The sequence below is a fragment of the Mesorhizobium sp. M3A.F.Ca.ET.080.04.2.1 genome (assembly GCF_003952525.1).
Classification (GTDB): Bacteria; Pseudomonadota; Alphaproteobacteria; order Rhizobiales; family Rhizobiaceae; genus Mesorhizobium.
Map to the genome: position 1 here is coordinate 2,337,821 of NZ_CP034451.1, position 13,630 is coordinate 2,351,450.

Here is a 13,630-nt window from a genome sequence, read left to right on the forward strand (position 1 = left end):
CGTGCCCGGGAGCGGCGGCTCAATCGGACGGCTTGTCCGACTCCGTCTCGTGCGCGTTCTCTTCCGCGGCTTCCTCGAGCCGGGAAGCAATCAGTTCCTGGATGTCCCCGACTTCTTCCTGGATGTCTTCCAGAAGGATGCCTTCCTCGGCGGCCTTGGCGCAGCATTCCTTGGCCAGGGTCTCGGCCTGCTTCTCGATCTTGGCTGGCGAAGGCTGGCAATGGACCTTTTCGCCAATCCACCCCCGCAGGAATTCGATCGCGTGTTCACTCATACTTTGCTTATTCCCTAGCGGCTATGCCGGTTGGTCAACATAAACATCAGCATCCCGCCCGAGAATGCATACCCCATTCGAACCGAGTCGGGCCCGGAGGGCAAGGCATCCTGCCCCAGGTCCACAGAGCGGAAAATATGGGAAATTGAAGAGGCACGTTCAGTCATCGACACCGTTGGCTGGGTTGCGCTTCGCGCTATGCCTTTGTTTCTTCTTGCCTTTTCGTCGGCACCAAGACCGACATTCATCACCATGCGCGAACGTTTCGCGGCCCGCCAACCCCGCTGTGCCGCCCGGAAGCCGCCGCTATATAGTGATATCCTCACGCAATGTCGACTCTCCCCTTCTGCTACCTTTTGTTCATTCGGTTCGGCAGCCTCGGCATGCACCGCCACAGTCCTTTCGATCGACCCTTGAAGGGGCATCGCGGTGAACGACTCCGGCGGCGTGTACGTCCGTGCCTGATGCATCTCGCGCAAACAATTTCAGACGCGGGGAAGAGACTCCGAGGCCAAATGCCATCAGGTCGGCTCATGTCCCCAAAAGGCGGACCCTGGGGACATCGGGTCCGCCTTGCCTGCCGACGGGCTTCGGGGAAGAAGGCGAGTTTCGGCAAACAGCCGAGGGCAACATTGGTGGGTTTTGGAGTCTTTGCTGGCCCCGGCAAGGACAATAGTGAGCTTGTTTTGCCCCGTGCTCAATTAGCTCGATGGGACCTAGCTCCATATGCCTAAAGTGCGGCGCGCTGAAACGGATCTAAGCCACGCTTACGTCTGTATGCTGATGCATGTCGTTGTCGCAGAGCCGCCGCACGCTTGTGGCGAGGTGCATCAGCCGCAGCCAAATATGTTGGGCTTTTCACAGTCGCCGCCACCGTTTCGTTACAGAAAGCAGCGACGCTGTAACTGCGAAGGCAGGAGGAACGGTGGAAATGACTTACAAGTCAGTTCAAGAAACCCTGCGGGCGGCGGGTATCGTCATGAGCAAGAAGGGCGACATCCACCGCATAAACTTCTTCGGTGGCCTCGAGGACACCGCTCGCTACACGGCAAATCTCAAAGAGGCCCTGGAAAAGGGGCTGGCGATGGCCAGGCCGCAACGCCGGTGACGGACTCCGCACTCTGGTGACGGAAACCGCACTCTGGTGACGGAAACCGCACCTTGGTGACGGACTCCGCACCTTGGTGACGGACTCCGCACCTTGGTGACGGACTCCGCACCTTGGTGACGGACTCCGCACCTTGGTGACGTAAACCACTTAACCGCGCGTCGACGCCGAGTGCTTGCGGGTGCTTCCGAAAGAGCCGGCGGGCGCCTGAGGCAGGTGCCCGCCAGTATTTTCAAGCGATATCTCGGTCACCCGACAGGCGTCCAAAGCAGACCAGCTTGATGGCTGTGCGCCCTGAGCTTGACGTCCGCAAGTCCAGACCGCTAGACGCTCTTTGGGTGGACTTAGCCGCCGGAGCCGCCAGACCCGCCGCTGCCGCCGGAGCCGCCAGACCCGCCGCTGCCGCCGGACCCACCGGACCCGCCGCTGCCGCCAGAGCCGCCCGCTCCCCCGCTGCCGCCGGAGCCGCCACTGCCGCCGGAGCCGGCGCCGCCTCCACTGCCGTCGCCCCCGCCATTGTCCCCGCCGCCGTTATCCCCGCCGCCGCCATCGTCGCCGCCACCGCCGCCGCTGGAGCCGCCGCCACCACCACCGCCCGAGCCGCCGCCTTCCTTGTCCAGGGTGGCAGCGATCAGGGATGTGGTCAGGGGTGGGCATTGGTCGAGCTGGGCGCGCGACAGAATGCTGTTGCGGTTGATTGCAATGCAGCAAAGGGCGTAGTTGGATTCCATCAGCGGCTGGCATTGGGCCGCGGTCATGCGCGGCCGAATGCTGTTCTGTGCCGAAGCGGATGTTGCAAGGTTCGCCGCTATGAGAGCGGACGAGACAAGCAGAATTGCGCGAGCCCTGCTCGCGCAGGATGGGTGCAGGTGCATCTCTTCCTCCTGAAGGGAAAAACGCGCTCCCGTCCCCAAACTGGGCGCTATGTCAAAGTTTCCGACCACCGGAAACAATTTGTTAAGCATACATTGTTTTAGAATCTGCGCAAATAGTAATGGCGATGGTTGATCTACCCCAATTCGCGCGAACATGATCCTGACCCAGCAACCCGAGGGGAAGGTCTTGATTCGATTTGTGGCGCTTGTTGCCGGAGCCATTGCCTTGGCTGGTTGCAGCGAAACCACGAATGCCTCCGGCCGCGCCATCATGATCACCAACGGCTACGCCTTTGCCCCGCCGGCGGCCCGCAGCTTCTGCGCCAGGCAGGCGCGGCTCTGCAGTCCCGAGGGGCACGTCAAGCAGGTGAAGCTTACCGACCAGCGCATGGCCGAGCTGCGTCGGGTGAACAGCTCCATCAATACCGGGATCAGGGAGCGCAACGATTCTTCCGCCGGGCTCGGCGACGACTGGCGGATTCCAAGCAAGGAAGGCGACTGCGAGGACATCGCGATCCTGAAGAAGAGCGAATTGATGAAGCGCGGTTGGCCCGCGTCCGCCCTGCTGCTGACGGTGGCGACGCTCGGCGGCGCCGGCCATACGGTGCTGACCGTGCGCACGGACAAGGGCGACCTCATCCTCGACAATCGCACCGGCGCCGTCCGGAACTGGTCGCAGACCTCCTACCGCTACTTTGCCCGGCAGTCGCAGTCCGAAAGCGGCAAGTGGCTGCGGATTGAATCCTGATCGGCCTGCATGCCCCAAAGCCAACACTCGGTTGGCGCGTTTCCGCGCCGACGCTCAATCGTTTGATCATCTTGTATGGGCTGGTCTCCCCATGGGAGCATCAGCATCAATTCCTTGGCGCCGCCCCGGGGGTTGGGGGAACACCTGAGACCATCGCCCGTTCGCCGGCGCTCCTTGAGCAAAGGTCAGCGCCATGCGCGTGGACGTCATCGACAGCTTCGACACGCTCGTTCGCCTCAGAAGCAACTGGGATGCCGTCTACGCAGCGGATCCGGAAGCGCAATACTTCATGTCCTGGCCGTGGATAGCAGGCTGGTTCAAACGGCTTCGCTATCAATGGCTCGTGCTGGCCGTCCGGAAAGAGGGTTCATCCGACTATGTCGGCTTCTTCCCGGTCCAGCTTCGCACCGAGAGAACCAGGGACGGTGCGTTCCACAATGAACTGAGAACGGGCGGCGGCTATTTCGCCTGCTATGCCGGCTTCATCTGCGATCCGGACGTTGAGGAGGACGGCATCCGCGCCTTTGCCGAGGCGACCAAGCAGCTGAACTGGTCCAGGCTGCATCTCGAAATCATCTTCGTGTCGCCGCGGCGGCTGCGCGGTTTTCTGAGCGCGTTTCCCGCCCCCGAGTTCCTGACGGGCAAAGTCAGGCGGCCTGACGACGGCGACGGCATCGATCACGACGTCTATGTCTATGTCAACCTGCCTGGCGACTGGGAAGAATTCCTCAACGGCAGGCTCGGACCTGCGACGCGCAAGACTGCGCGGCGCACATTGCGGGCGATCGACGATGCCGCTGAATACCGTGTGACCGACGTTACCGCGGCGACACTGGAGCGCGACCTGCAGATCCTGCTTCGGTTCTGGGAGAACCAGTGGGGCGCCAAACTGGCAGCGCGATACCATCCCGGCCTGCCGCAGGCGATGATCAACAATTTCCGCAACATGCTGCGATGCGCCTTCGAGGACGATGCTCTCTATCTTCCGGTGCTTTGGCAGGGCGAGAAGCCGATCGGCGTGCAAGCAACCCTGATCGACAGGAAGAACCGGTCGCTGATCGGCATGCTCAACGGCCGCGACATGACCATCAGGAAGCCGGCGCCCGGCTTTGCGCTTCACCTCTACAGCATGCGCTGGGCCATCGAGAACGGCTTCACTGTCTACGACCTGCAGACTGGAGACTTTTCCTATAAATATGATTTCGGCGGCCTCGAGCGTCGGGTGGAGTGCCTGCTGGTGAGCACCGCCAGCCGCCGCAATCTTGGAGGCAGGCTGGAGGCGCGCAGCCTGCCTGTCGTGCTTGCACGGGCGAAAGCGCTGCATCAGGCGGGCGATCTCGACGGCGCCGTGCGTGCCTGCCGGCAAATCCTTGAAGCCGATGCGGCGCAGGCCGGGGCGCTGCAGCTGCTGCGGCAACTGGATGAAACGCGCCGGTCCCTTCTGCCGCGGAACCTGAGCGTGGCTGCACGCCTGCACGAGGCCGGCAACCTGGCCGAGGCCGAGAGGATGTATCGCGAGATCGTGGATATCGAGCCCGCGCATTTCGATGTCCGCTATCTGCTCGGCGTGATTTTGCTGCAGCAACGCAGGTACAGCGAGGCCGAACAGCAGATCAGCGAGGCCATCGGCATCAGGCCGGATGTCCCGGCTGCGCACTACAATCGCGGCCTGGCGCTGGCGAAGCTCGATCGGGCCAGGGACGCGCTCGCAAGCCTGGACCATTGCATCGGACTTGAGCCGAACCACGGTCGGGCGCTAGCGCTCCGCGCCACGATGCTGAAGGCCGCCGAGAGCCGCGCCGAACAGGCGTGAGAACGCGGCCTGTTCGCCGGCCTAATTTAGATCTTTGTTTTTGTGCATGTCGTTTTCGCAAAACCGCTGCACACTTTCGCGCGACATCATCGCGGGAAGGAATTGTCGACAACGATCGACCAGATATCCTTGTTGATCTCCTTGATGTCCTCGATGGAATCGTGGATCCGGCCCATCTCCTTGTCATCAAGCGCTTCGATCTTTCCGTATTTTACGTCGTCCTTGCCGTCGACGATGCGCATCAGCTGCGTGCTGCCATGCGTCCCGCTCTCGTCGAAGGAATAGATGCAGTGGCTGTACTTGTTTCGCAGCTTTGCCTGGCGCGTCAGCTTGCCGGTGACGGCGAGCACCGCCTGACGGCAGGCCGACGGCGTTTTCTGCATCTTCGCGAGCCGTTCGACCAGCTCGATGCGCGCGCGCGTGGTGTTCAGCGTCAGGAAAATAATGATCGCCGTTTCCTTGTCGACCTTGGCGAGGCCGGCAATCAGGTAGATCAGCAGGCTCTCAGTGTTGGTCCATGTGTAGTTCAATTGGCCAACAAGCAGCAGGATCTCCTGAAAGCGCGGCATCACCGGCTCATGGCGAGGACTGGGCGACGCCGGCTCTCGGCCGCTCCATGCCGTTGTAAAAGGAATCCTTGCGCGCATGAAACACCGCGGCGGCCTCCGTTCTGTTATGGGCGCCGAGCTTCGTGATGATGTTGTGCAGATGGATCTTCACTGTGTGCTCGGACAGCCGAAGAGCCGCGGCGATGATCTTGTTCTGCAAGCCGCGCGCCACCATTTCGAGAATCTGGAACTCCCGGTCGGTGAGCTCGCTTATCTCGTCGAAATCCGGGCTGTCCTGCACGGATTGCTCGGCCCGCGGCGAATGATCCGGGGCCTTGTCCGACAGCCTGTTCGCATGTGACTGGAACATCGCCAACGGGAAGTATTCGCCACCACGCAGCATCAGCCTGATGACCGACAGCCAGACGTCCAGCTTCAAATCCATCGGCAATACGCTGCGCACGATCTTCAGGTCGAGCACGTCCTGAACGGAAACCGGCACGCGGCTGTCGTGCTGCGCCAGCACGATCGGCGCGGCTGGATGCATCTGGGTGAGATCGGCAGCATGATCGCTGATGTCGTGGAGGAATTCAGCGTCGACAAGTATCAAGCAAACAGGATGCTCAAATGCGCCGCTGGCGGCTTCCAGGCTTGCAACCTGTTCGACCACTATCGAAGGAAATTCCCTTTCGATTGCGTAGACGAGACATTCCGGAAAACTGTCAGCCGAGGAAACGGTCAGAAGAATTCTACGCGCCCAACTTTCGCCCGCACCGCTACCCACGGCGCTGCCCATATTGACTCTGGACATGGTTGCCACCCCACCCATAGACCGATATTGAAGATTTTTTGTTTTTATCCTTCTGCGATACAGGGGCCTCCACCCCACGAACAGCTAGCCTTAAGGACTTATACACCAAATTAGATCACCCTGATATAGTTCAGATGAGCTATACCTGATTTCGCCATTCCCCCGCCGACGGACGATTTCCGCCGGGGTCGCTTCGAGTTCGATGCACGGCGAATCCGGCCTTTTCATCGCGGCAGAGAGTACTTTGCGGCATGCTCTCGAACGGGCTAGCCCGAACTGTCAGCTTACAATCACCCCCCTCTGGCCACAGACTTGACCCGTTCCACATGGGATTGGGGGAACCTCCAGGCCTCGCCTGTTTGAACGACCGGTTCGGTAGTGAGCCGGCGCTCGACCAGTCTTGCCTGATCGGGCCGCCTTTCCCCAGGTCAAAGGGAGGTACTCAACCAACCAGTCACGATGCCGGATTTCGGACCTCAGTCCCCTCGGTCCGACAATCCATCACCCCGCATTAAACGCAACCTCCGCGAACAAGCCCAAAGCCGCGTAAGAGAAGAATGCGGTTCGGCAGTCGCGGCCAACTGAGGACAAGACCATGTCTCTCGACCTCGACAAGAACAACATCAACGCATTTGGCCTGCAAATCGTCGACAGCGAATTCGATATCGGTGACGGCGGCGGCGACAACGAGAATACGAACCGCAACACCAACGACGCCAAGAACGAGAACGAGAACGAAAACAAGGCGTCCAACGAGAACGAAAACAAGAGCGACAACGACAACTCGAACGACAACAAGTCCTCGAACGAGAACGAAAACGAGAACAAGGCGTCGAACGAGAATGAAAACAAGAACTCGAACGAGTCCAAGAACGAGAACTCGAACGAGAACAAGAACGTCAACGAGACCAAGGTCGATGTCGACGTGGACGTCGGCGTCAAGCTCGAGGGCGAGCTCGGCAATTCCGACGACGACTTCGCCGACATCTATGCCAACGGCGACATGAAAATCGACACCATGATCAACAACAAGGACGGCAACGTCACTTACGATCCTGGCGACGATGTCACCTTCAAGGACATACTGAACAATTCGATGACCGGCGCCGGCACCAACACCGCGTCGATCATCAACCAGACCTTGAACATGTACGATAACGACAAGCTCGACAACGCGACCGTCAAGAACGACGCGGACTTCAAGCTTGATCTGAACGCCAAGGGCGGCCACTCCGAAGCCGGTGACGGCATCTCGGCCGGCGGCGGCACCGCCGACGGCGGCAGCGACGCCAAGGCCAATGGCGGCGAGGGCGGCAATGGCGGCGACGCCAAGTCCGGCGACGTCGAGGCCGGCGACGGCAAGGGCGGCCTGGCGCTGAGCGCGGCTATCGGGGGCGACAGCAAGAGCGACAACAAGGCCGACGCTGGCGATGCCAAGGCCGGCGACGGCGATAGCGGCGACGCCAAGGGCGGCTACGGCGACGGCGGGAACGCCAATGGCGGCGCTGGCCTCGGCCTCGGGCTGGGTCTCGGGCTGGGCCTGGGTGTCGGCGCAGCGGAAGCCGGCGATGCCAAGTCGCAGGATGGCGGCGACGCCAAGGCTGATGCTGGCGACGCCAAGGCGGACGGCGGCGATGCCAAGGCCGATGGCGGCAATGGCGGCGATGGTGGCGATGGCGGCGACGTCAGCGGCGGCGACGCTAAGGCCGATGGCGGCGACGGTGTCGACCAGTTCGTGCCGATCGTGCCGATCTTGACACTCGGTGAAGGCGGCGACGCCACGAGCACCGCCGGCGACGCCACCGGCGGCGGTGGCGGCGGCGGCGGCGGTGGCGGCGGCGGCGGTGCCGACGCTGACGGCGGCAATGCCGACGCGGACGGCGGCAACGCGCATTCCATCGGTGGCGATTCCGAGTCCGACGGCGGCGATGCGCTCGGCGCAGGCTGGGGCTCGGGCTCAGGCTCCGGCTCGGGTTCCGGGACCGGCGGCGCCGGCGGGACGGGCGGTGACGGAACCGGCGGCGCGGCGACCAGTGGCGATGCCTATGGCGGCGACAGCCTCGGCGGGTTCGCAACGGCCTTTGGCGGAGACGGCGGCCATGCCCTGAGCGGTGCCTGGGCGGATGGGACCGGCGGCGACGCTACTGGTGGATACACCACCGCTGGCTACGGTGGCGCCGGTGGTGCTGGCGGCTACGCCTACAATGGCGACGGCGGTACCGGCGGCGACGCTGGGACCTGGGGCTCGAACAATGGCGATGACGGCTACGTGACCGGCACCACCCATTCCTCGGCCGACGGCCTCATCGACGTCAGTGCCTTCAACCAGCAGATCGTGATGGGCGCCAACCTGCAGGAGAACCTGGTCGACCAGACCGTGGTTGGCGGCGACTTCCACAACACGCTCACAGGCGAGGATGCCGGTGACCACACCGGGACGTGATTGATCGTACACAGCTGATTTCTCGAAGAAGTCAGCCAGCTTGGGACTGCGCGGAATTTTTCCGCGCGGTCCTCACATCCGGGAGACATGCCGCCCCGACCGAGCGCGAATGATCTCAAGATACGGAGGCAACCCGTGTACGCCATGCAGTTGGACAAGATCTCCGAGGTAATATCGCATTTCATCGGAATGTTCGAAATATCGGTCGAGGAAGCGCGGCAGCTGAAGACATACGACGATTTCAAGATCACCGCGGCCAGCAAGGAAGAAGCCCCCGACCTTCCCAATAGCACCATAAACGTCAAGGCGCCCTACGCGCTGGACGATTTCGATCCGCACGTTCCGTATATGGGCTTGAAGCCGGACCTGGTGCTGAACACCGTAAGCTCGAGCTTCTGGTACACGCCTCCCGAAATCCACATGCACGGGCATCTGAGCCCCGGGCAGCATCATTTCCATCTTCCGCACCTGCAAGGCGTCGGCGGCGGCATGATCTTGCCGCATGTCGAACCTCCAGGCGCTGTCGCCGCTTTCATCAACCAGGACATCCGCCTGTCCGACAACGACTATGTCGGCGCCGGAGGACACGGCCTGACATTCACGCCGTCAATCGGCGATGGCGCCCAGTTGGCGGCGCTGATGCAGAGCGCGGTCGAAATATCGCCGCTCGACGATCTGGCGATGCCGGGTTCCGGAGCGGAGATGGCGGCCACCATCGTCAGCGCGGGCGAGCGGATCGAAGCCTACAGCGACAGTTCGGGCGAGCAAGCGGGCGTGTTCGTCCTGCATCCGGACGCGGCTTCAGGCCCGATCTTGGGAACCTACGTCAACGGACAACTGGTCGACGACGCCGACGCGCCGAAGGCGGAGGATCATCTCAACTTTCTCAAGGACCAACAGGAAGAACCGGCCGACAACAGCGGCCCCGACATGCACGACTACAACACGCCGCCCGATTCCTCCGACTTCATGTCGGGGTGGGGCAACGGCTTGCTGGACTCATGCGTCGAGGTGGAGACCGGCGGCAACACGCTGATCAACTCGGCCGTGCTGACCAACAACTGGACGACGGCATCTGTCGTCGCGGCTATCGGAAACAGCTATGAAATCAATGCCATCGTTCAAATCAACGTGCACTGCGACACCGATCTGGTGAGTCCTGCGCTGAATGGATGGTCGCTGGCAAACGGCTCCGACGAGAGCTTCAACATCGCGGCGTTCAAGCACATCGATCCGTCGGCCGATCATCAGCCGGCGAACCCGTCGGGCGGATTTCCCGCAGCCTGGGTGGTGACGCAGGTCACCGGCGACCTGATCATCAGCAACTGGATCCAGCAATACAGCTTCGTGACGGACAACGACACCACGATCCTGTCCTCCTCGGGCGTTAGGACGATGGTGAGCACCGGCGACAATACGACGATCAACGGCATGACGCTCGAGGAACTAGGCCACTATTACGACCTGATCATCATCGGCGGGAACGTCTACGACGCCAACATCATCCAGCAGCTCAACATACTGCTCGACAACGATCTCATCGGCGCGGTCGATGGGTTCGAGACCTCCGGAGCCGGTTCATGCTCGACCGCCGGCAACCTGCTGTGGAACGACGCCACGATCATCAATGTCGGCGGGCAGAACCACTACGAGGCGTTGCCAGCCTCCTATCTCAAGGCGGCACAGGATCTGGCCGCCGGCAAGGACGCCGATCCCAGCGACATTCTCAGCGACCCAGCTTTCGCCGGCATAGGGGCCCTGCGGGTCCTCTACATCTCCGGCGACCTCATCAATCTCCAATACGTCTCGCAGACGAATGTTCTGGGCGACAGCGATCAGGTCGCGCTGGCGATGAATCAGTTCGTTGCCCACCCGGAAGCGGAATGGACCGTCACCACCGGCGGCAACCAGGTGGCCAACTTCGCAGGCATTGTCGATGTCGACGGAACGGACAAGACCTATGTCGGCGGCGAACATTATTCGCACGAGATCCTGATCCAGGCGGACATCATCTCCTGCGATCCGGAACTCGGCGCGCAAAATCCGGACGCACTGGTCAACGAGGCGGTCGCCTTCCTGGCTGACGAGGCCAGCGACGACGCGGTGCAACCGGACCATCCGATCGCGCCGACGCCGGACCATGTGCCGGCCGACGGAATGCAGACGATATTGGGTTGATCTGAGATCCGGGGGGATATCATGACCGACGATCGCGATCTGTCGTGGGAATCGTTTTCCCAAGACCTGGAAGCAGACATGCAGCAGGAGGGCCAGCGGGCATCGCGCAAGCCGGCCTCCACGACGCTCCATAAGACGCTCGCGAGCGCCTTGGAGCAGGATGAACGGGCCATCGAACGGACCATCAAGGCGATCGACACCGTCGTCGGCCAATTGCACGAGGTGGCGGATTGCCCGCAGGCGAGAAGCGCCGGGGCGGCGCCAACCGGAACAGCGTCGCTCGCTGCGCGGCCGGCGCCGGCAGCCGGGCCGGTCACGGAGGCCGCGAATGCGGCGCCCGCCGCCGCCCCTACGTCGCAAGTTGCGGCAATCGGAAAAAAGGAGGCTGCAGCAACCCGGCCCGCCCCCGCCATGGTGGAGAAGCAGCCGGCGGAGACAGCGGGTCCGGTTCAGCAGGCGACAACGCCGACCAGCCTGGCGCGGGGCGCATCCAATGCCATGCATCCAACAGCAGCATCGACGCCGGCCGGAAAGCCAATCGCCGGGCCAGCGCTCACCGTCGATAAAGCGGACCTGGCGTCCTGGCCTCAACCTGCGGCGCGGGCTCATCAGCCAAGCCTGAACACGAGCGCGACTGCGACCATGCGCGGACCCGCTGTGCCGAAGCCGCAAGCGGCTCCCGTCCAGTCAGCACAGGGGGCAAAGAGCGCGCCGAGGCCGGAAAGACAGGATGCGCCGTCCACACCAACTGCGGCAAAGGAGCAGCCGGCGTTGGAACAGGCTGCCGGGCCGGATCTCAAAAAGGCATCGCCAGCCGGGGCGCAAAGCGCTCCGTCCGAGCCGAAGCTGGCCAATCCGGACGCCGGTCCGCGAGGGCGCGTCGAGCCGCAGACCAAGGCGGCACCGGAGATTCCAGCAAAACCGCTCGTCTGCGAAATGAAAGATGTTCCGAAAGCGGCGCCGGGTATGGTCACCATCGAGGGCGACACCGGTCCGATAAAGGCCCGGCAGCCGCATCACGGCGGATCGCCTCCCGGCGGAGTGGACGATAACGGCCGACGCGGCGGCGGTGGCGGTGGCGGCGGCTTTCACAAACGCCTCGGGCCTGTCGATTTCGGCGCCGCCCTCAAGGCGGGGCTCGGAGCAGTCAGGAAGAACCTGCTGATCGTCATGATGTTCACCGTCGCGTGCAACATGCTGGTCCTGGCGATCCCGATCTATCTGTTCCAGATTTCGGATCGCGTCCTCACCAGCCGCTCCGGCGACACATTGATCATGTTGACGGTGGTGATTGTCGGCGCGGTCGTCCTGCAGGCGGTGTTCGACGCGCTGCGCCGCTTCATCCTCATGCGCACGGCGGTCGAAGTCGCGGCGCAGTTGGGTGCGCCGATCCTGAGTGCCGCTGCCAGGGCCTCGCTCAACAGCAACGGCAAAGAGTACCAGGTGCTGGGCGACCTGCAGCAACTGAGGACATTCCTCACATCCGGCACGCTGCTGTCGTTCCTCGATGCGCCCATGGCTCCCGTCATGATGCTGGCGGTGTTTCTCATCCATCCGCATCAAGGCTTCATCGTCGCGACGTCGGCGCTGCTGCTCTTGATCATCACCCTGCTCAATCAGCGCGCGACGGCGGTGATCTTCAGCGAGGCCAACGCGCACCAGAGCAAGGCCAACATCCATCTCGATTCCATGTCGCGCAACTCCCAGATCATCAACGCGCTGGCGATGATCCCCGAGGCGGTGAAGATCTGGGGCAAGGACACGGCGAATTCGTTGCGCGCGCAGGTCATCGCGCAGGACCGCAACATTGTCTTTGCCTCGCTGTCGAAGGCGGTGCGGCTCCTCACCCAGGTGACGATGCTCGGCTGGGGCGCGCATCTGGCAATCGACGGCCATCTCACCGGCGGCATGGTCATCGCCGCATCGATCATCGCAGGCCGGGCGCTCGGACCGATCGAGGGCGCCATCGAGGGCTGGAACCACGTCGTGCATGCCCGCGCCGCCTATGGCCGGATTTCATCGCTTCTGCAGTCGTCCCCGCTCAATTTCGAACGGCTGAACCTGCCACGGCCCGAGGGGCGTCTCGACGTCGAACGGCTTCTCTTCGTGCCCCAGGGAACCAAGCGCGTCGTGCTGAACGGCATCTCGTTCGCGCTCTCGCCGGGCGACTCGCTCGCCATCATCGGCAATTCGGGCGCCGGCAAGACGACGCTCGGCAAGATGCTGGTCGGCTCGATCCTGCCCACTTCCGGCAATGTGCGGCTCGACCTCATGGATCTGCGCAACTGGGATCCGCGCCAGTTCGGCGAAAACATCGGCTACCTGCCTCAGGACGTGCAATTGTTCCCCGCCTCGATCAAAGCCAACATCGCCCGCATGCGCGACGATGCGACCGATGCCGATATCTATCAGGCCGCAGCACTGGCGGACGTCCATGAGATGATCTCAACCCTGCCGCATGGCTACGAGACCTTCGTGGCCGCCGACGGGGCGCCGCTTTCGGGCGGACAGAAGCAGCGCGTCGCGCTGGCGCGCGCCTTTTTCGGCAACCCCCGCCTGGTCGTGCTCGACGAGCCCAACTCGAACCTCGATGCGGCGGGCGACGCAGCACTCGAGCGGGCGCTCCAGCACGCCAAGGAAAACAAGATCACAGTGATCACCATCACCCAGCGGCCGTCGCTGCTCAAAAGCGTCGACAAGATCCTCCTGCTCGTCAACGGCACCGTCGCCCTGTTCGGCATGCGCCAGGATGTTCTGCAGGCTTTGGCCAATCGCGGCCTGAGCATCGAAGGCGGCTCGTTCGGTCATCAGATCCAGTAGCTCGGCAACCCC

Annotated in this window: 10 protein-coding genes; 6 read left to right on the top strand and 4 right to left on the bottom strand. The window is 62.7% G+C overall.

Annotated elements, in window-relative coordinates; all coding sequences use genetic code 11:
- Positions 1–19 precede the first annotated feature (19 nt).
- A complete protein-coding gene (locus EJ074_RS11340) occupies positions 20–274 on the bottom strand; it encodes a DUF768 domain-containing protein (RefSeq protein WP_095808970.1) in 255 nt (84 codons plus the stop codon).
- A 925-nt stretch (positions 275–1,199) separates the two neighbouring features.
- Between EJ074_RS11340 and EJ074_RS11345 the strand changes: the two genes are divergently transcribed.
- Positions 1,200–1,382 (top strand): hypothetical protein, encoded by a 183-nt coding sequence (locus EJ074_RS11345; RefSeq protein ID WP_129553371.1) that lies wholly within the window; start codon positions 1,200–1,202, stop codon positions 1,380–1,382.
- Positions 1,383–1,726: 344 nt separating this feature from the next.
- Here EJ074_RS11345 and EJ074_RS29665 read toward each other — a convergent pair whose 3' ends face one another.
- Complete coding sequence (locus EJ074_RS29665; RefSeq protein ID WP_165349910.1) at positions 1,727–2,140, bottom strand: hypothetical protein; 414 nt, start codon at positions 2,138–2,140, stop codon at positions 1,727–1,729.
- A 388-nt stretch (positions 2,141–2,528) separates the two neighbouring features.
- On the opposite strand from EJ074_RS29665, the gene EJ074_RS11355 reads away from it, so the two are divergent.
- Together EJ074_RS11355 and EJ074_RS11360 are read left to right on the top strand one after the other, a co-directional pair.
- Complete coding sequence (locus EJ074_RS11355) at positions 2,529–3,005, top strand: transglutaminase-like cysteine peptidase (RefSeq protein WP_095809291.1); 477 nt, start codon at positions 2,529–2,531, stop codon at positions 3,003–3,005.
- Positions 3,006–3,198: 193 nt separating this feature from the next.
- Positions 3,199–4,818 (top strand): GNAT family N-acetyltransferase, encoded by a 1,620-nt coding sequence (locus EJ074_RS11360; RefSeq protein WP_129553372.1) that lies wholly within the window; start codon positions 3,199–3,201, stop codon positions 4,816–4,818.
- A gap of 86 nt (positions 4,819–4,904) precedes the next feature.
- Here EJ074_RS11360 and EJ074_RS11365 read toward each other — a convergent pair whose 3' ends face one another.
- Entirely contained in the window at positions 4,905–5,387 is a 483-nt protein-coding gene (locus tag EJ074_RS11365) for a hypothetical protein (protein WP_095809281.1), read from the bottom strand.
- 7 nt (positions 5,388–5,394) lie between these two features.
- The gene (locus tag EJ074_RS11370; RefSeq protein WP_245420694.1) at positions 5,395–6,162 is read right to left on the bottom strand and encodes a response regulator transcription factor; all 768 of its coding nucleotides are present in this window, start codon (positions 6,160–6,162) and stop codon (positions 5,395–5,397) included.
- 610 nt (positions 6,163–6,772) lie between these two features.
- Here EJ074_RS11370 and EJ074_RS11375 point away from each other — a divergent pair.
- The 3 genes from EJ074_RS11375 to EJ074_RS11385 all read left to right on the top strand — a co-directional run bounded on the left by EJ074_RS11375 (position 6,773) and on the right by EJ074_RS11385 (position 13,618).
- The gene (locus tag EJ074_RS11375) at positions 6,773–8,620 is read left to right on the top strand and encodes a hypothetical protein (protein ID WP_095809280.1); all 1,848 of its coding nucleotides are present in this window, start codon (positions 6,773–6,775) and stop codon (positions 8,618–8,620) included.
- Positions 8,621–8,755: 135 nt separating this feature from the next.
- A complete protein-coding gene (locus EJ074_RS11380; RefSeq protein ID WP_129553373.1) occupies positions 8,756–10,798 on the top strand; it encodes a type I secretion protein in 2,043 nt (680 codons plus the stop codon).
- A 21-nt stretch (positions 10,799–10,819) separates the two neighbouring features.
- Complete coding sequence (locus tag EJ074_RS11385; protein WP_095809278.1) at positions 10,820–13,618, top strand: type I secretion system permease/ATPase; 2,799 nt, start codon at positions 10,820–10,822, stop codon at positions 13,616–13,618.
- Positions 13,619–13,630: the final 12 nt, after the last annotated feature.

Bases quoted from the DNA above. Each gene is read 5' to 3' on its own strand.
- EJ074_RS11365 (WP_095809281.1), bottom strand. From the start codon at position 5,387: ATGCCGCGCTTTCAGGAGATCCTGCTGCTTGTTGGCCAATTGAACTAC.
- EJ074_RS11360 (WP_129553372.1), top strand. From the start codon at position 3,199: ATGCGCGTGGACGTCATCGACAGCTTCGACACGCTCGTTCGCCTCAGA.
- EJ074_RS11375 (WP_095809280.1), top strand. From the start codon at position 6,773: ATGTCTCTCGACCTCGACAAGAACAACATCAACGCATTTGGCCTGCAA.
- EJ074_RS29665 (WP_165349910.1), bottom strand. From the start codon at position 2,140: ATGACCGCGGCCCAATGCCAGCCGCTGATGGAATCCAACTACGCCCTT.
- EJ074_RS11385 (WP_095809278.1), top strand. From the start codon at position 10,820: ATGACCGACGATCGCGATCTGTCGTGGGAATCGTTTTCCCAAGACCTG.
- EJ074_RS11355 (WP_095809291.1), top strand. From the start codon at position 2,529: ATGATCACCAACGGCTACGCCTTTGCCCCGCCGGCGGCCCGCAGCTTC.
- EJ074_RS11340 (WP_095808970.1), bottom strand. From the start codon at position 274: ATGAGTGAACACGCGATCGAATTCCTGCGGGGGTGGATTGGCGAAAAG.
- EJ074_RS11370 (WP_245420694.1), bottom strand. From the start codon at position 6,162: ATGGGCAGCGCCGTGGGTAGCGGTGCGGGCGAAAGTTGGGCGCGTAGA.